This window comes from Trichocoleus sp. AS-A1 (genome assembly GCF_039962015.1).
GTDB lineage: Bacteria > Cyanobacteriota > Cyanobacteriia > Cyanobacteriales > FACHB-T130 > FACHB-T130.
Genome location: NZ_JAMPKG010000002.1, coordinates 113,399 through 131,777 on the forward strand (window position 1 = coordinate 113,399; position 18,379 = coordinate 131,777).

Sequence of the window (18,379 nt, forward strand, 5' to 3'; positions counted from 1 at the left end):
AAGCAGTTCTCCACAACTTGGGGAATAATGATTTTTATTAAGTAATTTTAACGGAACTGTTGAAAAGGTTGAGAAGCCTATCAAGGAAAGGTTTGGAGAGGATTTGGCTAAGGTGATAACAGCCCATTTTCCTGGTTCTCCCTCTTGACATTTACTTCAGTGCATCTTACCTTGACCAAACAAGTGCAAATAACTTGCAATAATATATGGGCTTGTCAACTGTTGCTGTTCAGCAGCGAGAAAAAGAAGAAGAGGCTCTGAGGTCTTTTATTGCCTATAGCCTCATCGGTTCCCTAGCGCTCCATATCGGAGTATTGGCGATGAGCAATCGTTGGGTGAAAACATCTGACATTATTGCAGAAGAGCCAATGGAAGTTGTGGTTCTCGATCCTGAGAGCCTTGAAGCTTTGGAACCAGAGGAAGATACACCAAAAGAAGATCAACAAGAGCAGACGCCATCGGCAGCAAGTTCAGTTGCAGCCGGAGGTTCTCGCATACTTACGGGTTCTAGGCAGGAATCGGAAGAAGGTTCAGTTGCAGCAGAGAGTTCGAGTCAAAGCAGTACACCCAATACCAGTACAGCTGCGCCAGCATCTCAACCTCGCACGGAACCAAAAGCGATCGCTCGCTCTCCACTAGTAGCGTCGCAACCCGCGCCTACACGCCCTGAAGTGGTACCGCAGCCAGTGCGACAGCCGCTTGCAGTAAATTTACCTCCGTTCCGACCCGCTCAAACGCCCAAACGAGTCGAGCAACGAGTCGATCCCGATCGAGTGGCAAGCGTGCCACCCACACCAGTAGAAAAGACGTCTTTGGAACGCACTGACGAACCCAATCGAACAAGTAACTCGCAGCCGATTCCCCAGCCTAGATCGGTTGCCGTTGCGCCGTCTTCACAAAATGACAGGCCCGCAGCGCCAACACAAGCGAGTCCATCTTTCCAGCAACAAACATCTGAAAGATTTAGAGATTTGGTTAGAGGAATCACTGGCTCTAGACAAACTCAAGAAAGTGCAGGAAATAGTGGCAGTCAAACTGATAAAAGCAGTGCTGTCGGCGGATCTACTGTTGCAAGCGGATTGGGAAGCCTGCTAGGCAGTGGTTCTGGGACGGGCAGCAGCACTCAAGGCTCAGGACAAGGAAGCGGTACCGGCAATGGCTTGGGTACCGGCAATGGCTTAGGTACCGGCAATGGCTTAGGTACCGGCAGTGGCTCTGGTAGAGGCAATGGCTTGGGTACAGGTACAGGCAATGGTTCGGGCAATGGCTTGGGTACGGGTACAGGCAATGGTTCGGGCAATGGCTTGGGTACGGGTACAGGCAATGGTTCGGGCAATGGCTCAGGTATCGGCAATGGCTTAGGTACCGGCAGTGGCTCTGGTAGAGGCACTGGCACCAGCAAAGAACCGGGAAGCGGAAGGGATGTAGCGATAGTTCCAGAAAATTTCAAACCGAGAACCGAGCCAAGAACTGAGCCAAGACAGAGGGATGAAGAACGTCCTTCGAGAAGATCGGGATCGAGCCGAATCGGTTGCGTTAAATGTGACAAGCCCGACTATCCAAGCAATGCGAGACGGCAAGGCGTCGAAGGCGCATCCAAGGTCAGTGTTGATGTTGACGACAAAGGAAATGTTACTAATGTTCGGCTGTCGCGTTCCAGCGGTAGCAGCGAACTTGATGAAGCTGCTGTGAGAGCAGCAAGAAATTGGAAATTTGATTCTTCCTCTGGTAGACGACAAGGGGTTGTGGCTTCAGTTGATTTTCAGCTAGAGGGATCGGAGCGATCGCGTCGTTCTCGCGAACGTCGTCGCACAGAATCGGCATCTTCCAGCCGTAGCTCGGAGTCATCGACTCCCCGGCGGCGGCGGCGTTTGGAAACGGCTTCTTCTTCCACGAGTGCTTCGGAAACACGCCGGATTAGTCGGCGGCGGCGTTTGGAAACAGCATCTTCTTCCACAAGTGCCTCGGAAACGCCGCGTCGTTCTCGGCGGAGGCGTCTGGAAACAGCATCTTCTTCCACGAGTGCCTCGGAAACACGCCGGATTAGTCGGCGGCGTTTAGAAACAGCATCTTCTTCCACAAGTGCCTCGGAAACACGCCGGATTAGTCGGCGACGGCGTCTGGAAACAGCATCTTCTTCCAGGAGTACCTCAGAAACGCCGCGTCGTTCTCGGCGGCGGGTCGAATCTGCGGCTGCCAGTCCGTCCCAGCAAGCCCCACGGGCACGGCGGCGGCGGGTGGAATCTGCCTCTAGTTCGACCTCTAGACCGTCACGGCAAGCCCCACGGGCGCGGCGGCAGCGGCGTCTGGAAGCCGGTTCAGCAAGTCAGGCACAACAAGCTCCACGGGCGCGGCGGCGGAGAGCTGCACCTTCCTCAGCAGAATCATCGGGTTCAGCTACTACGAACAATGAATAATTGCCTCTCAACCAGAGTGGGTATAGACTCTTGAACTGATTGTTGAATACCCAATCACTCGTCACTAAGTAGATTTATGAACATCAAGACAGCGATCGCAATTCTAGGAGTTGTTATCGGAGTGGGTGGAGTGAACCCTGTAGTTCGTGCCCAAACTAAACCATCCCCCACTCCTACCAGTCCTCAAATCAAACCATCCCCCGCTCCTACTAGTCCCCAAATTAAACCGTCTGCGCCTACCAGTCCTCAAATTAAACCGCCTGCGTCTACTAGTCCTCAAATTAAACCGCCTGCTCCCAGCAGTCCCCGCCTCCAAGGGAATCCTGAGGCGCTGCTCCAACAGGGTTTGGACAAACTTGATGCGGGAGACTACAAGGCAGCCGTCGATCTGTTATCGAAGGTGCTAGAAGTAAATCCCAATGATACGGAAGCTTACTATAACCGAGCCGTAGCTCTTGTTGAGCTAGAGGACTACGAGAAAGCGATCGCTGATTACAGCAAAGTGTTGCAACTCGATCCCAAGGATGATGAAGCTTATTTGAATCGAGGACTAGCTCGAACTGAGTTAGAAGACGACGCCGGAGCGATCGCTGATTACAGCGAAGTTATCAAACTAAAGCCCGATCAAGCAGAAGCTTACTATCAGCGAGGAATCGCTTATGCTCAGCTAGAGGAAGATAATAAAGCGATTGAAGACCTTCAGAAAGCCTCTGAACTCTTCGCTACGCAAGGCAAGCCAGATGAGTCCAAAGAAGCACTGGCGCTGATCAAAAAACTTCAGCCATAGCCTGAACCGAGAGGCTGAGCGACGCTCAGCCTCTCAGCGTTTTTTTGAATTTGATGTGATAGATTTTTGACCTGCGCCGCCGCTTCAGGAGTCGCGCTTCAGGAGTCACTAAGTGTGTTAGGGTTTTTTCGCTGATTTTTCAGACACTCTAGTTTCGCGTGTAGAGTTGGCGCGTGTAGAGTTGGCGCGTGTAGAGATTGGCTGCGATCGCCCTCGTGATTTCTCTAAGACTCAATATTTTGTAGCCATCGGATCGATTAACAAGGCGAAAAGCAATCGTTCTCCACTCTATACCAGCCTGCTGGTGGATTAAATTCGCCTTTCTTGAATAACTTTCTTAATTAGAGAAAACACTTTTATAAGGTTTTGTCAATTATTCGCTTGCTTAACTTCTTTAACCAATGTTTAAAGAAGTTAAGCTTGAGCCAATTACTGAAGAACAAATGCCCAAAACTAGCCATTTGTCAATCTTTCTCGTAGGCGATGCCTCTAAATTTTTTCACTTGACTTTTGCACAGGCGTCGTTTTATCTTAACCACACTAATGATAATTACTTGCAATAAAATCAGGCTTGTTAACCAAGACCTGGGTGCATAAATTAGGTGTGTGGAAACGGAATGAAACTACAGCAATTACTTCCTGGCTTGTTGCTCGCAGGCTCAGTTGTCATGACAGTGGCTCAGCCAGTACGGGCTGATGTCGTAGTAACAGGTGTGCAACTCAACTCAACACCCGACGGCTTGCAAGTGATTTTGCAGACGACAAATGGAGCAGCGCCCCAAGTGGTCACATCCAGCTATGACCAAACCCTGCTCATTGACCTGCTTAACGCCCAGCTAAGCCTTCCAGAAGGGGATACGTTTACTCAGGACAACCCAGCTTTCGGCATAACTTCTTTAACCGTAAACCGCTTGTATGGCAACAGTGTTCGGGTAACGATCAAAGGCGTCGCAGAACTGCCAGTCGCAGAAGTCGTGCCGAGTCCGCAAGGAATGGTACTCAGCTTAACAACCGCCTCCGAAACAGCAGAGGCTTCCCCTCCTAGCCAAACGCCAGAGACGGCTGACTTTGAGCCTTCTGAGTCGCCCCAGACCCCTTCAGAGGCTGAACCTGGTGACGAAACCCAACCAGATGCAGATGCTTCAGTTGAAGAGCCAGAAGAAATTGAAATAGTAGTGACGGGTCAGCAAGAAGGCGGATATAGAGTCATCGACGCCACAACCGCCACGCGAACCGATACACCCTTGCGCGACGTTCCTCAGTCGATTCAGGTTGTCCCTCGACAGGTGATTGAGGATCAACAAGTCGTAAGAATCACAGAAGCCGCACGCAACGTCAGTGGCGTTGTGAGAAGCGAGGGTTATGGAGGCGCTACTGATAACTACACCATCCGGGGATTTGCCATCTCCAGTAACCTGAGAAATGGTTTCAGCGATGGCGGTTTTTACTCATTAACGGATGTCGCCAACATCGAACGAGTCGAAGTTCTCAAAGGGCCAGCTTCGGTGCTTTATGGTCAGATTGAACCGGGTGGTGTCGTGAATTACATCACCAAGCAACCGCTGAGCGAACCTTATTATGCCGCTTCATTTACGGCTGGAAGTTACGACTTCTATCGCCCATCGATAGATATTTCTGGCCCCCTCGATCCTGACAAAAATGTATTGTATCGATTGAATGTTGCCTATGAGAATTCAGGTAGTTTTAGAGATTTCGTAGACAGCGAGCTTTTCGTGGTTGCACCTGTCTTAAGCTTCAAGATTACCGATAAAACTACCTTAACCCTGGAGTATGAGTACCTGGATCTCGATCGAACTTTCGACCGAGCCTTTCCACCGCTAACTGCGATGTTTGATCTTCCCATTAGTCGTTATTTAGGAGAACCCAACGACAGTTACAACCATAGAAGCCATAAAGCTAGTTATGTTCTGGATCACCGTTTTAGCGAAAATTGGCGGCTCCGGAATGCTTTTTCAGCTCAAATCGTTGATACAGAGCGTAAAAATGTCCAAGCACGTACCTTCCAATTAGAGGGAGATGGACGCACCTTACGGCGAAGATATAATGACTCTGATGAAAACAGAGAAGATTATTCTCTGCAAACAGACTTGGTAGGCAAATTTAATACTGGCTCGATTAATCATCAACTTCTCATTGGGCTTGAGTTAAGTAAAATTAGAAATGGCTACACATTACGCAGAGCAAATTTCCCTTCAATTGATATTTACAATCCAGTTTACGGGTTTCCTCGTCCAAACAGTTTCGGTGACGCCTTTGGCAGAGAAGAAAACACTAATACGTTAGGTATCTATGTACAAGACCAGATAACATTGTTGCCAAATCTGAAATTACTGATTGGCGGTCGATTTGATTCGGTCGATCTTGACATCGAAGATGTTTCAGACGCTTTGAATGGAAGCGAAGCTGAAAAATCCAGCCGTTACTTTGAAGCCTTTTCACCCCGTGTTGGAATTGTTTATCAGCCGATAGAACCGATTTCACTCTATGCCAGTTACAGCCGCTCTTTTCGACCAAATATTTTTGCTTTTACGTCGAACGGACAGCTAATAGAGCCTGAAAGAGGTACTCAATACGAAGCCGGAATTAAAGGTGAATTCTTAGATGGCAGATTGTCCACAACGCTGGCAGCTTACCAGATAACGAAAACAAACGTTGCCACGGCAGATCCCAATGATAGTGATTTCTCAATTGCAGCGGGAGAAGTTAAGAGCCGAGGCATCGAATTGGACGTGAGGGGAGAAATTAGACCCGGTTGGAATGTTATTGCATCTTATGCCCATATGGATGCTTTTGTTAGCAAAGATGAGAGCATTCCTGAAGGGGACGAATTGGTTAACGCGCCAAATAATAGCGCTAGCTTGTGGATGACCTATGAATTCCAAAGAGGTGCTTTGCAAGGGTTAGGTTTTGGAGCTGGAGTATATTTCGTGGGGGCGCGGGAAGCGGAGCTTCCAAATACCATCGAAATCCCTTCGTATTTGAGAACTGATGCCGCTATCTTCTATCGGCGGAACAATTACCGCGCTGCTCTGAATATCAAGAATCTCTTTGATATCAAATATTACGATTCTCAGGGCTTCTTAGTTTACCCCGGAGCGCCTTTAACTTTGTTGGGGACATTTGGGGTGGAATTTTGATGTTTTAGGCTCTGGCTAAGCGGTTAATCTGGTATCCTCAACGCCATTCTGGTTAAAGCTCAATACTTTTCGATGAGTAAGTTTCATCGCTCAGAGATCCTCCCAACCCCCTTTTTTGAGGGGGACTATGTTTCTCTATTTGTTCAGCTCTATTTGAGAGGAACTAGCCTTACTGAAAAGTATTAGATTAAACCCGCCCTGAGGAAGCCAGAAGACAAAATTCAAAGGAAGTCTTGCTGATGAAATTACGCAAACTTGCATTGATACTGCACCGCTATGTGGGTGTAATATTCGGTCTTCTGATACTTGTAATCGGATTGACGGGAAGCGCTTTAGTCTTTCACGAAGAGATCGATCGCGCTCTCAATTCCCATTTACATCAGGTTGTCCCGCAGGGTGAACTTGCTTCCGAGAGCCTGTGCGATCGCATATCCCCAGATTCAGCTTTACAGATCGTCCGCTCAGCCTATCCAGACTTGACGCTGTCTTATATCGATCTGCCGCGAAAGCCAGACTCGGTATACACGGTGGGGATGGAATCAAAGAAGGAGGAGTTTATCTACGCTTATGTCAACCCCTACACTGGAGCCATCCTTGGCACACAACAGTGGGGACGTACGTTGATGACTTTCGTGTATGATATCCACTTCTCTCTCCTCGCTGGCAAGGTTGGCGAGAAAGTCGTTGGGATTTGTGGCTTGTTGCTGTTGCTGCTGAGCGTCTCTGGGATGATTTTATGGTCTGGTTGGAGAAGGCTCCTTTCCGGCTTCCAGATCAGGTGGCAAGCTCCCTGGCAGCTGGTCAACTATGACCTCCATAAGGTCGGGGGTATCGTGTCTGCTGTGTTTCTGCTCCTGATTGCTTCCACAGGAGCCGCAATGATTTTTCACGCGGAAACAGAGCCAGCAGTCTACTGGCTAACACAGACGCCACAACCTACTCCCTTAACGTCCACACCTCAAGTGGGCAAGTCACCTTTGACACTCAAAGAAATTTTGCCCAAAGCTGATGCGGCGTTGCCAGAAGGCAAAACCACCTTCATTTCTCTTGCTAGTAAACCGGATGGAATCGTCAGGGTCACGAAGAAATTGCCCCAGGAAATCCGCCCAGATGGTCGTAGCCGTGTCTATCTCGACCAGTACAGCGGGAAGGTCTTGCGGGTGGAAAATGCGCTGACAGTACCTTTAGGAACCCGGATTATGAATGAGCTGTTTACTTTGCACATTGGGATTTATGGTGGGCTAGGAATGCGGATTTTGTATGTGTTCGTTGGCTTGACACCCACCGTTCTATTTATCACTGGCTTTTTGATGTGGCGACAACGCCAGTGGGCGATCGCTCGTCGTCAAGAAGCGATCCGCCAGAGTCAGGGGATACTGGAACCTCGCCCGAAAATTTACCCAACAACTGAAGTGCCTTGGATTTGAAGCGGGTGGCAATAATCTATCCACATCCGAGCTTAGCGGTGGCGATTCTGTCCTCCTACCATGCTAGGGGTAGCATGAGCAGGGAGCGGTTTGGAATCGTTATCAATGATTGAGGCAACTGGTTCCACCCCCTTAAGAATCTCTGGATTGAACCGATAGCCCACGTTGCGGACAGTTTGAATCATGCTGGGTTGTCGAGGATCGGTTTCAATTTTCTTGCGTAGGGAGAGGACGTGAGTATCAATGGTGCGTGGATTATCGATAGCGTCAGGCCAAGCGCGGCGCAGTAGTTCGGAACGGCTCAGCGCTACTCCTCCAGCCTGTGCCAGAACGTAAAGCAGGCTGAACTCTTGGGGCGTCAGGTCAATGAATTCTTCTTTGAAGCGGACGCGGCGTTGCACTAAGTCTATTTTTAGGTCGCCATAATCTAGGGACATCGGTGCAGCTGTGACCCGAACGCGGCGAACTAGCGCCTCAACCCGCGCCATAAATTCTTGCATCCCAAATGGCTTGGTCAAATAATCGTCGGCTCCCGCTTTTAACCCAGCGACAATATCGGCTTCCATACTGCGGGCGGACAGCATCAAGATGAGTACCTGTCCCTGTTGATGAAGCCATCGGCAAAATTCAATTCCATCGCCATCTGGCAGGTCGGAATCAAGGATTACGAGTGCAGGTTGGCGAGTATAAAACGTTTCTCTACCTTGATGAACGCCAGCGGATTGACACACCCAGTAGCTTGCTTGCTGTAAGTGCCAGCCCAGTAGCGATCGCAGGTGCGGGTTCCCCTCGATGATCTGAATGCAAATCGATCCCACGGTGGCATGCTTCCCTTCAAGCTGGTGAGATTTAGCTTAACAAAGCTTATGTCAGGATTCTGTAACCAGGGCTACGAGGGGTCTAGGCTATACAATTAAAAATTAAAAGTTAAAAGTTAAAAAAATTCTATTAAAAGTCAAACTTTTGTTTTATATTTTTAATACTTTAAAAGAAATATTACAGATTTAGGGCGAGTCTGAAGTCAAAGCTGCCATTTCACCAAGCAGTCAGTAAAATGAAAGTTAACGAAGGGTAACGTTTAGTCAAGTTTACTGAACAATGCCATGCCAAAAGCTTCCGATGACCAAATTAGTATACCTAGCTAAAGCAAGCAGGATGTCTTTCCTACTAGAAAACCACTGAGTGAGGCACAAGGCATGCGTGAGGCACAAGGCATGAGACAAATCGCGTTTTGGATATACCAGGCACGGGACAACAGGCACCTCTATCCTGGTAATCGGAAATGTGGTTAAAAAACCGGAATTTTATTGACAAAAGCTTAAAATTCTGCTTATTACAGAGACAGTCTTTGTCAACCGGCGGTTTAAACCAGCTAACGACTAAATTCAAGTGCTTGCTAGAAAAGATGGCACAAATCGCTCGGCAGGGGCATGACGTTGGGGAGCAAGTTTTCTACGATGAAACTAAAGTGAGAGCGATCGCGCAACTCGCTGCTCTCGGCGGGATGAGTTTTGGTGTTATTCCCTTAATTTTCAAGGAACACAACCAAGCGTTCTCTCATCACCAAACTGGGGTGCATTCGTTTTCGGTTTCCGCACCGCAACTCCAAACCGCTGTAGTTCTGGTTAAGACACTAGCCTTAACTGAAGCAAACCCGAAGTACGCTTGCGTTTTCTAGCGCCTAGCGCCCTTAATGAGTTGCCAGAATCAAAGCTAACCGCTTAGAGCGAAAGTTTCCTTCTTGCGACTTCACCCCTTATACTTCTAATTCAAACCTGATACTTCCGACCATGCTACAGGACTCTCAAACCATCCGCTACTACCAAAGACTCACCGACGCCCTCGTCGAAATGTGGAATCGGGGTTATCGTTTCGATGATTTGCGGCTGTTTTTAGATGGCTATCTCGCAGCTATGCGTCATTCTAACGTTCTGGAACCCTTTCTCATCCACCGCTTAGAAGAAGAAGTTACCCGTTACATTTACGATCCATCCAACTTTGACATGACCCAGACTCAACCTAAATCGGACTATTATTAGTTCGGGTTAGCTGCTTTGGTCAAGCTGAGGCTATCAGCATCAGCCTTGCCATCGTTGCCTGTGGATAATGTGGTTAAATTGCCCACAGGGATCGGGTTTGGGTAGACAACAGCGATCTTCCGGGTGCTGTTTATCTTTGAAGTTCAGCAGCTTCGGAATTTTTATACAGCCGATAAGGAAAAATTTGAAAAAAGAGCGATCGCCCTTAGTATCGTTTACGTCCTAGTCCAGTCAATAATTTTATTTAGGATGATTTAGGCTGCACAGCTTTTGAATGAGCTTTTAAATTTAGTCGCAAGTTATCCTAAACCCAGTAAAAATTCCCTCCTAGATTCTTAATTTGAAGAACCAGGAGGGAATTTTCAGTTCGTATCCCAAAGCTTTAGGAAGCTAAGGCAACTTCAACCATTTCCTGCAATTCGCCCTTTTGATACAGTTCAATCAGAATGTCTGAGCCGCCAACAAACTGACCATCAACGTAAACTTGGGGAATGGTAGGCCAATTAGAATATTCCTTAATTCCCTGCCGGATTTCCCAGTCGTCCAAAATATCAATCGTGTGGTAGGGTACGCCCAAAGTATTCAGAATTTGTACCACATTGTTAGAAAAACCACACTGGGGCATCAGCTTATTGCCCTTCATAAAGACCACAATCTTATGCTCTTTGAGCAAGCTGTCAATCCGCTCTTTTAGTTCTGGCGTCATAGTTCTGCTTGGAATGCCTCTATTTTCTAGTGTAATGCCAGTGCGCGAGAACGCAATTTTTATTCAGGTTCAACCTCGCTTGGTAGCAGCCTCCCAATCTTGGGGAGTATAGGTTTTCAGTGCTAGAGCATGAATCGCTTCTGTAGCCATCGCTTGCTGCACTGCACCGTAAACCAGTTGGTGCTGTTGTACAAGCCTTTTGCCTTCAAACTGCGACGAAACCACTGTCACTTGGTAATGGTCGCCACCGCCAGTCAGATCCTGAACTTGAATCTGGGCATCTGGCATTTTGGCTTTGATCATCGCCTCTACCTGATCTGGGCTAACCATTTAAACTCCCGTATCACTTCAAGTTGCTAATTCTAATCTACCGTTTAGGTGCAGAGGAAGATGAATTGGAGCGATCGCTCGAAGAATTAGCCGGTGCAGAATCAGGAGAATCGATAAATCCAATTTCTAGCAGCTGCTGATAAGCTTTCTTGCCGAGATCCCGTGTCGGCTGCTGACTGCGAACAATCTGTATTAACAAAGGTACTGCCAAATCTGGCTGATTTTGCGCGCGATGTACCAGCGCTAGCTGATAAGTTGCCCGATCTCGAAGTTGAGCAGCTTCTACAGCCTTGCGGCGTTGGCTCTCGTAAACTCGATTATCAATTCCCGAAAAACTAGAACCCAGTTGTTGATAAAAATTGGACAACTGGTTGAAAACCTGACGAGCCTCTTGGAGCTTCTTGGCGGCTAGAGTATAGTTTTGCGAAGATACAGCACTATCTGCCTCACTCAGTAAACGGTTCCCTCCTGCCATACTCAATAAGCCACTGTCCGGATCGATCGGGCGCAGATTGTTGGGATCGGTTAAGTCTGGTTGTGTTTGACTGGTGTCTTCTGGTAAAGCAGGCATTTGGTTCTGAGCCTGCACGGGTTGTAGCAGAGCCAAAGACACTGTCAAAGGTAGGCCAGCAAGGCAGGTAAAACCGAGGCGTCGAGCAGTTCCAGAAGATACCATAAAATAACCCTATTGGGGGGCTGAAAACAGAACGATGACAAACTTTGGGTATCTTAACATTGTCGGACTCACCAAGTTTAAGACCAGCCGCTGATAAATTCCCAAAGTCATGCCCTGTTTAGATTGACAAAACTATAAAAAAGTTTCCGAATATTCTTTAATAATATAAAAAATAAGGGTGGAGATTTTCCGCGCAAAAGCTCAAATATCCCTAGAGCAATTCCATCTAATCTGATAAAGGACTGCGAATTTGGGCGGAGTCAAGGATTTCAATTGGATTTGTAGCCTTGTCCCGTCAACTTGCATCTTGTCCCTGCTGGTTGAAACCACCGTCACCCGTTCATCTGGCGCTAGGAGTTCCGCTAAGGGTCGATCCGCTCTTTTTGGTTTAAATGCAGGTGATGGAGCGATCGCGCGATCGGCGTCAATCTGTAGCGATTTCCCAGCACCTCACTCAATATCTTGTACACGAACAGGATATTGAACGTGTTGATGCAGCGATAGCGATCGCATCTTCTATTATCTTTTTGCTGCGGCTTGCTCAAGAAGAAGCGAACCTTTCCCTTAAAATTAAAAATAAATTATCTGAACTAATTCTTGTGGCTCAACTCGGAAGCCAGCCACAAAAGACTATCAAGCAGTTATTTAAAGCGGCAGAAGAGCAAGAGAAACAGGAAACGATTAGGGAAAAGCAAGAAGCCGGGGTGAGACATATCAAAGCGTTAGAGACGTTAGCTAAACGGGACGCCGATGCTTGGAAAGATGTCGAACGGCCGCTAGAAAATTCCCAGGCGCAAGCTTATGATGAGGCAGTGAAGTTACTTTTGAAGCTGCCAAGATTTAGCACTCAATAAAAACAAAAAGCTAGCTTTTCGGACGCGCCTAAACCAAATTTACGAGCAATTACAGTAGACGCCCTGCTTTTATAAAACGTTTAAATAATGTAGGTTTGATATAAACCTACATCTTGCTTCCAATCGGTCAATGCCAGGAATAGCAGCAATTTCGCAGTTGAACTGGCGTCAAGATGACAACGTCTTTTCAAGGCAAACGCTACCCTTAAGCCCTATGCGGATTGCTTCTATTTCCGACCAACCCATTCATGAAATCCCCTTTATTACCGCTGCTGCGGCAGGTCATCTCCATGTGGTTGAGCAAGTTTTACCGATTTTATCGGCAGAAGCTGACTCACTTCCACCTGGCTTAGACGCCATCATCATCGCTAGTGATTTACAGGGTATCAATCCCACAGATGGACGCCTTCTCGGTCATCGTGTCGCGGAAGAATTAGAAACTTTAGCGAACCTGGGACGAATTCCATCCCCACAGAAAACAGGCATTATCTTGGCAGGCGATCTTTACGCACGAAGCGATAAGCGTGGGGGTGAGGGAGATGTCCGCGAAGTCTGGCAATCTTTCAGTCGTCGTTTTCGCTGGGTTGCTGGAGTTGCAGGAAACCATGACATTTTGGGAAACACGCCAGAGGACATTAAAACCTTTAAAAAGGGGCGAGGTATCCGCTATTTAGATGGTGAAATCGCTGTGGTTGATGGATTCCGCATCGCAGGCATCTCAGGGATTATCGGCAAACCGACTAAACTTTGGCGTCGTTCAGAAAAGGATTTTCATCAAGCTATTCGCCAACTGCTCAAGGAGTTACCAGATATCCTAATTTTGCACGAAGGTCCCAACGATCCAGACGCGAAACTCATCGGAAATCAGTCAATTCGCGCTGAACTTGCCACAGCGAACGAGTTGTTAGTCATTTGCGGTCACTCCCATTGGAAGGTGCCGATGACTACTTTATTCCCAGGAGTCCAAGTTCTCAATGTAGACAGCCGCGTTGTTGTCCTCACGGTGGCAAAGTCGGGGTAATTTGCTGCGAACCTTTTTTATAGACAAGGGGGCAAGGGGATGAATCATCAACGGAAAAATCGGCTTTCTCCCACTCCTCCACTTTCCCACTCCTTGATCCTCTAAAAAACCTACCCTTGTGAGGGGGTTAGGTCTGCTTTATCTGGGAAGGATTGATCCTAATAGGGTAGAAAACGAGCGTTTGTTTAAAGTCTAATTGTCATGCGGGTCTGGATTTTAGATAAAAATAAGTTATTGAGTCAAAAATTTGCTTTCCTCCAGCAGCTAGAAATTCGGCAAACACGGGCGTCAGCATTCATGAAGAAGGGGAAGGGGTCGTGGAGTGGATAGAACCGCTAAAAAAGGCACACCAGATACACCTATTGAAGGCATTGTTTGGGCAGGGACAAGATAGTTTGAGTATCAAACCTGGGGATTGGTCATGGCCTTTCTGGCTGGCTGTACCACTCTACCCATACAGTCGGCGGCGGACAATCCGCAAAGAAGTCGTGAAGGACACGATCTGGACTTTTGACCAGATGCAGGGCATCCTCTACACTGTCGTACCGATTCGCATGACCGTCGTTAAGCTCTCAGAAGGAGGTCTTCTCGTCTATGCCCCAGTTGCAGCGACCAAAGAGTGTATCCGGCTGGTTCAGGAGTTGGAAGCGAAATACGGCGATGTTAAGTACATCATCCTGCCAACTGCTTCAGGCTTAGAACACAAGGTCTTCGTGGGTCCGTTCGCCAGACGCTTTCCTGTAGCACAGGTGTTTGTGACTGAGAACCAATGGAGCTTTCCGGTGAATCTGCCGTTGAGTTGGCTTGGTTTCCCTAGCAAACGCACTCACGTACTTCCGGAGAATAGCAAGGATGCGCCCTTTGCTGAGGACTTTAATTATGCAGTGCTGAGCATCGACCTGGGGCGAGGGTCCTTTGAAGAAGTGGCTTTATTGCACAAGCGATCGCGCACGCTGCTGCTGACAGATTCGGTACTTTCGGTGCCAGAGTCTCCGCCAGAGATTGTCCAAGTTGACCCATATCCTTTGCTGTTCCACGCCAGAGATAGCGCCTTGGAACGGGTTGAAGATACTGAGGAGAATCGTCGCAAGGGATGGCAGCGCATTACGCTGTTTGCTTTGTATCTACGTCCCAGTGCCTTGGAAATGAGCGAGCAGGGGCAGGCTTTGCGCGATGCTCTGAAAGCACCAGATCGGTCAAAGAAGGCGTATTTCGGTTGGTTTCCCTTTAAATGGAAGGCTCAGTGGCAGCAGTCCTTTGAGGCGCTGCGAGGGGGTGGTCGCCCGTTCGTGGCACCGATTCTGCAATCGTTCATTTTCACCCAAGCGCCTCAAGCAGTCCTTGATTGGGCGGACGAGGTGGCAAGCTGGAATTTCCAGCGAATTATTCCCTGCCACTTTGATGCGCCGATTGAGGCAACTCCCGATCAGTTCCGGCGGGCGTTCACCTTCCTGAAGAAGAAGTCTTCTATCGGTGAGGGTTTCTTAGGGGGTGGAAGTCAGCCTTTGCCGGAGGAAGACTTTGAATTCATTAGAGAACTCGAAGAAAATTTGACTAAGCGCGGCATCACATCGCCACAAAAGGAAAAGGTGTGAGGCGGTGATTTTTGCAACTAGGTTCTTAGCCCAAATATACTTCAATCACTATACCCCCAACCCTTCCTTCGTCAGCTCTGCATTTGATTCCATCTATATAGCAGAAGTGGCTTTTGTATTCTTCTTCGTCGTTGCTGTCTGCATAATATGCGATGTATCCACCTGACATGGAACTATTGTAAAAATGCAGTTTTCTGCCATTAATATCTGTCGCTTTACTGCGACAGTCACTACAAATGTATTCCGGGTATCGAAGAGAAGGAGTCACCCCAGTATGACAAATGGGACAGGTTTGCGTGGTCATGCTCAAAAGTATTTTTACACTTGTATGACTATAGCCTCAACTTAATCAAAACAACTGCTCAATAAGACGGGCAGAAATATGTATAACTGATTAAGTATTGCTGTAGGACTAACTACCCTGACTAAGACAGGAGCGAGCGCTTCCCATGCTGCTTCGGCTTTGGAAAGGTAGAGTTAGAGAGAAAGGATGCGATCGCTTGGCACAATTAAAACATTATCTGAAAAACAAAACATTTTCCTGGATAGGATAATACTTGTTAATGACCTTAACAAGTATTGTTTTTGTCCTTGAACTGCATCAATCCTCAACTTTATTATAAACACAAAATCCTGGTATTCAATCTTGCATAACATCAAATAATAAATTCCAATTCTTGTCTATATATAACAAGGTAGGTTATGCTGCAACTGATGATAAAGCTCGGAGACATATGATATATGGCTAATGAGGAACATCTTGCTCTAGTTAAACAAGGAGTAGAAGTTTGGAATAAGTGGAAAAATGAAAACTCTGACATAATAGCTGACTTTAGTGGAAACATTGTTCACATATGGTATATACGGGAAGCTAAATTCAGAGGAATTAATGTCGGGAATTCTAATTCTTATGTCTCTACTCGTGACGCTAAATCTTTACCAACTAATTTAAATAAAATTAACCTTGAGGGCGCTAACTTAAGTAGAGCGAATCTTAGTGAGATTGATTTTAGAGGAGCAAACTTGAGCGGGGCGAACCTTAGTGGAGCTAACCTAAACGATGCTGACCTGACTAAAGCTAATCTAAGCAATGCTGACCTGAGTGGGGCACTCATTAATGGAACCAATCTAACTAAAGCTAATCTGAGCAATGCTAATCTGAGTGGAGCTGGTATCGATTTTACCGATTTTACTGGAACACAGTTAAATAGAACTAAGTTTGCTAGGGTTAAATTTAATAGTGAGTGTATTCATCTGTCGAAGGGTCATCCAAGCAATTTTGTCTTCAAGTTTAACCTCGGTAGGGCTGACCTTAGTGAGGCTAACCTCAGGGGGTTTGACCTGAGTGATGCTAGTCTCTTTGGAGTTAGTTTGAAAGAAGCTGATCTTAGTGAGGCTAACCTCATGGGTGCCAATTTAAGTAGAACTGACCTTAGAAGAGCAAATCTTACTAGAACCCAAGCTTTATCAACAAACTTCACTTCCGCAAAGTTTACTGGAATTTGTTTAGAAGATTGGCATATTAATAGTAATACAAATCTTAACAATGTTATCTGTGACTATGTTTATCTACAGAATAATCAACAGGAACGTCGTCCTATTAGCCGAGACTTTGCACCAAGAGAGTTTACTAAACTATTCCAAAAGGCTCTGAAGACGGTTGACTTAGTATTTCTGGATGGAGTTGATTGGCAAGCATTCCTCGCTTCATTCTTAAAGCTCAGAATTGTGAGTGGCAGTGATGAGATATCGATACAATCTTTTGAGAACAAGAATGATGCCTTTATCATCCGGGTAAATATCCCAGCCACTGCGGATAAGGCAGAAATAGAGAAGTACCTGAAACGGGAGTATGAGCTAAAAGCCCAGCTCAAAGCTCGGAATCAACAACTAGCAGACTCTCGTCGGCACTGTGCTGGTCTAGAGGAAATTGCTAAGCTGTTGGCTAGCAGATCCATCAATATTGAAGCGACAGCTGTAGCAACGAGTGAATCTATGTCAGAAGCTTACAAATCTAAGTATGATCAACGCGGTGCCCAGATTGGTAGTCAGGTTGACACGGCTCAAAGTGGCAGTCGCCAGCAGTCTATCAATAAACAATACAATTATGCACCAGAGCAGAGACAAAACCTTGTAGAGGCAGCAGCAGAGATTCAGCAACTCTTAGAGCAACTGTCGCAGACCTACCCAACCTCAACAAATGCCGAAAAAATGGCGGTTGTAGCTGAGGCGGCTGATCGAATCGAGAGAAACCCACCACTCAAAGCACGAGTTATTAACGCCCTTAAGGTAGGAGGGACTGAGGCGTTCAAAGAGGTAATTGACCACCCATTGGTTAATATTTTGGTGGCTACTATTGAAGGCTGGCAAGACGCAGAGTAGCAGGAGAATGCAATATATATTTCGATTTCGGGAAGCTGTAAATCAACTTCAATAGACATTGCGGAACTTAGTTTCAGAGGCTGTTGGCATGACAAAAGAGCGATCGCTCTCATATTCACGCATCAACATTCTGAAGTCCAGGGACTTTTCGATAGATAGAGGCAATATCGCAGCGAAAATCGATACTTGCAAAGTAAACTTCATCTCCTTGGCGGTAGATTTGAGAAAACCAATCGCCTGAATCGGAAAGGCGAAAACACTCGACGCTCATCTGAGATTGATGAATTAACACATATTCTCGTAAAGATGGCGACGTTTGATAGTCAGCAAATTTCTCTCCTCTGTCAAAAGCTGCTGTTGAGGGAGATAGCACTTCAATGACCAAAATGGGATAGAGGATGAAGTCATCTGTAGAGTTTGTATCCCGCTCATCGCAAGTTACTGCAACATCGGGATAGTAATAGCAGTCTGCTGACTCAAGCCTGACTTTAATATCTGAAGAAAGAACAATGCAGGGGGCGTGTTCAAGGTGATTATTGAACAAAGTAACTAAGTTGCCAGCAATAATAATATGAGGCTTCTTTGCCCCTACCATTGCATAAACTTGCCCTCGCCTATACTCATGTTTGATAGGACTGACTCGCTCTCCCTCTAGGTAATCTTCTTTGGAAATGTAGAAGTTTTTGCTAATAGTCATTGGATAGTTTTTCAAAACGAGTGGCTATTTCGGCAATCTGTAACCAACTTTAACAAAGCATTGCCGAACTTGGCTTCAGATTCAGTTGACACAACAAAATAGCGATCGCGGTTCTGTTACTGACAGTTGTATACCCGGAAACACATCTTATTCATCTTGTACTCCCCTAGGTAGAGAAAGGGAAAGTAACAACCGTAGAACTTGTTAAAGTAGTTGTACTGTGGTGTCCCAATGCAGTCGTTTTTAAAGCGATCTCTACTCGCGCAACATTCCAACCCCCCTGCAATTTA

15 protein-coding genes are annotated in these 18,379 nt (G+C 46.8%); 10 read left to right on the top strand and 5 right to left on the bottom strand.

Annotated elements, in window-relative coordinates; genetic code table 11:
* Positions 1 to 206 precede the first annotated feature (206 nt).
* The 4 genes from NC994_RS02185 to NC994_RS02200 all read left to right on the top strand — a co-directional run bounded on the left by NC994_RS02185 (position 207) and on the right by NC994_RS02200 (position 7,789).
* Positions 207 to 2,417 (top strand): energy transducer TonB, encoded by a 2,211-nt coding sequence (locus tag NC994_RS02185; RefSeq protein ID WP_190440845.1) that lies wholly within the window; start codon positions 207 to 209, stop codon positions 2,415 to 2,417.
* A gap of 76 nt (positions 2,418 to 2,493) precedes the next feature.
* Positions 2,494 to 3,204 (top strand): tetratricopeptide repeat protein, encoded by a 711-nt coding sequence (locus NC994_RS02190; RefSeq protein ID WP_190415592.1) that lies wholly within the window; start codon positions 2,494 to 2,496, stop codon positions 3,202 to 3,204.
* A 617-nt stretch (positions 3,205 to 3,821) separates the two neighbouring features.
* Positions 3,822 to 6,362, top strand: a complete 2,541-nt coding sequence (locus NC994_RS02195; RefSeq protein ID WP_190440848.1) for a TonB-dependent siderophore receptor — start codon at positions 3,822 to 3,824, stop codon at positions 6,360 to 6,362.
* Between the two features lie 239 nt (positions 6,363 to 6,601).
* Complete coding sequence (locus NC994_RS02200; RefSeq protein WP_190440851.1) at positions 6,602 to 7,789, top strand: PepSY-associated TM helix domain-containing protein; 1,188 nt, start codon at positions 6,602 to 6,604, stop codon at positions 7,787 to 7,789.
* Positions 7,790 to 7,821: 32 nt separating this feature from the next.
* Here NC994_RS02200 and NC994_RS02205 read toward each other — a convergent pair whose 3' ends face one another.
* Positions 7,822 to 8,607: a winged helix-turn-helix domain-containing protein gene (locus tag NC994_RS02205; protein ID WP_190440853.1), complete on the bottom strand. Its 786-nt coding sequence runs from the start codon at positions 8,605 to 8,607 to the stop codon at positions 7,822 to 7,824.
* Positions 8,608 to 9,194: 587 nt separating this feature from the next.
* On the opposite strand from NC994_RS02205, the gene NC994_RS02210 reads away from it, so the two are divergent.
* Positions 9,195 to 9,467: a hypothetical protein gene (locus tag NC994_RS02210; protein ID WP_190668501.1), complete on the top strand. Its 273-nt coding sequence runs from the start codon at positions 9,195 to 9,197 to the stop codon at positions 9,465 to 9,467.
* Between the two features lie 112 nt (positions 9,468 to 9,579).
* Positions 9,580 to 9,828: a DUF6761 family protein gene (locus NC994_RS02215; protein ID WP_190415582.1), complete on the top strand. Its 249-nt coding sequence runs from the start codon at positions 9,580 to 9,582 to the stop codon at positions 9,826 to 9,828.
* Positions 9,829 to 10,210: 382 nt separating this feature from the next.
* Here NC994_RS02215 and grxD read toward each other — a convergent pair whose 3' ends face one another.
* The 3 genes from grxD to NC994_RS02230 form a co-directional block, all read right to left on the bottom strand.
* On the bottom strand, positions 10,211 to 10,534 hold the full coding sequence (grxD, locus tag NC994_RS02220) for a Grx4 family monothiol glutaredoxin (protein ID WP_190415580.1): 324 nt from the start codon (positions 10,532 to 10,534) through the stop codon (positions 10,211 to 10,213).
* 69 nt (positions 10,535 to 10,603) lie between these two features.
* Positions 10,604 to 10,864 carry a BolA family transcriptional regulator gene (locus NC994_RS02225; protein ID WP_190415578.1) on the bottom strand — a complete coding sequence of 87 codons (261 nt, stop codon included), beginning with the start codon at positions 10,862 to 10,864 and terminating at the stop codon, positions 10,604 to 10,606.
* 37 nt (positions 10,865 to 10,901) lie between these two features.
* Entirely contained in the window at positions 10,902 to 11,540 is a 639-nt protein-coding gene (locus tag NC994_RS02230; protein ID WP_199292123.1) for a hypothetical protein, read from the bottom strand.
* 392 nt (positions 11,541 to 11,932) lie between these two features.
* Here NC994_RS02230 and NC994_RS02235 point away from each other — a divergent pair, with 392 nt between their 5' ends.
* The 4 genes from NC994_RS02235 (at position 11,933) to NC994_RS02250 (ending at position 17,392) form a co-directional block, all read left to right on the top strand.
* Complete coding sequence (locus NC994_RS02235) at positions 11,933 to 12,394, top strand: hypothetical protein (protein WP_190440862.1); 462 nt, start codon at positions 11,933 to 11,935, stop codon at positions 12,392 to 12,394.
* Positions 12,395 to 12,524: 130 nt separating this feature from the next.
* Positions 12,525 to 13,415: a metallophosphoesterase gene (locus NC994_RS02240; RefSeq protein WP_242030633.1), complete on the top strand. Its 891-nt coding sequence runs from the start codon at positions 12,525 to 12,527 to the stop codon at positions 13,413 to 13,415.
* Positions 13,416 to 13,777: 362 nt separating this feature from the next.
* The gene (locus NC994_RS02245; RefSeq protein WP_347276607.1) at positions 13,778 to 15,010 is read left to right on the top strand and encodes a DUF4336 domain-containing protein; all 1,233 of its coding nucleotides are present in this window, start codon (positions 13,778 to 13,780) and stop codon (positions 15,008 to 15,010) included.
* Positions 15,011 to 15,751: 741 nt separating this feature from the next.
* Positions 15,752 to 17,392, top strand: a complete 1,641-nt coding sequence (locus NC994_RS02250) for a pentapeptide repeat-containing protein (RefSeq protein ID WP_190440869.1) — start codon at positions 15,752 to 15,754, stop codon at positions 17,390 to 17,392.
* A gap of 115 nt (positions 17,393 to 17,507) precedes the next feature.
* On the opposite strand, the gene NC994_RS02255 is transcribed toward NC994_RS02250, so the two are convergent.
* Positions 17,508 to 18,089 (bottom strand): Uma2 family endonuclease, encoded by a 582-nt coding sequence (locus tag NC994_RS02255; protein WP_190440872.1) that lies wholly within the window; start codon positions 18,087 to 18,089, stop codon positions 17,508 to 17,510.
* Between the last annotated feature and the right edge of the window lie 290 nt (positions 18,090 to 18,379).

What these genes read in the sequence shown, in the direction of transcription:
- NC994_RS02185 (WP_190440845.1), top strand. Translation starts at nt 207, where the DNA reads ATGGGCTTGTCAACTGTTGCTGTTCAGCAGCGAGAAAAAGAAGAAGAG.
- NC994_RS02190 (WP_190415592.1), top strand. Translation starts at nt 2,494, where the DNA reads ATGAACATCAAGACAGCGATCGCAATTCTAGGAGTTGTTATCGGAGTG.
- NC994_RS02195 (WP_190440848.1), top strand. Translation starts at nt 3,822, where the DNA reads ATGAAACTACAGCAATTACTTCCTGGCTTGTTGCTCGCAGGCTCAGTT.
- NC994_RS02200 (WP_190440851.1), top strand. Translation starts at nt 6,602, where the DNA reads ATGAAATTACGCAAACTTGCATTGATACTGCACCGCTATGTGGGTGTA.
- NC994_RS02210 (WP_190668501.1), top strand. Translation starts at nt 9,195, where the DNA reads ATGGCACAAATCGCTCGGCAGGGGCATGACGTTGGGGAGCAAGTTTTC.
- NC994_RS02215 (WP_190415582.1), top strand. Translation starts at nt 9,580, where the DNA reads ATGCTACAGGACTCTCAAACCATCCGCTACTACCAAAGACTCACCGAC.
- grxD (WP_190415580.1), bottom strand. Translation starts at nt 10,534, where the DNA reads ATGACGCCAGAACTAAAAGAGCGGATTGACAGCTTGCTCAAAGAGCAT.
- NC994_RS02225 (WP_190415578.1), bottom strand. Translation starts at nt 10,864, where the DNA reads ATGGTTAGCCCAGATCAGGTAGAGGCGATGATCAAAGCCAAAATGCCA.
- NC994_RS02230 (WP_199292123.1), bottom strand. Translation starts at nt 11,540, where the DNA reads ATGGTATCTTCTGGAACTGCTCGACGCCTCGGTTTTACCTGCCTTGCT.
- NC994_RS02235 (WP_190440862.1), top strand. Translation starts at nt 11,933, where the DNA reads ATGCAGGTGATGGAGCGATCGCGCGATCGGCGTCAATCTGTAGCGATT.
- NC994_RS02240 (WP_242030633.1), top strand. Translation starts at nt 12,525, where the DNA reads ATGCCAGGAATAGCAGCAATTTCGCAGTTGAACTGGCGTCAAGATGAC.
- NC994_RS02250 (WP_190440869.1), top strand. Translation starts at nt 15,752, where the DNA reads ATGGCTAATGAGGAACATCTTGCTCTAGTTAAACAAGGAGTAGAAGTT.
- NC994_RS02255 (WP_190440872.1), bottom strand. Translation starts at nt 18,089, where the DNA reads ATGACTATTAGCAAAAACTTCTACATTTCCAAAGAAGATTACCTAGAG.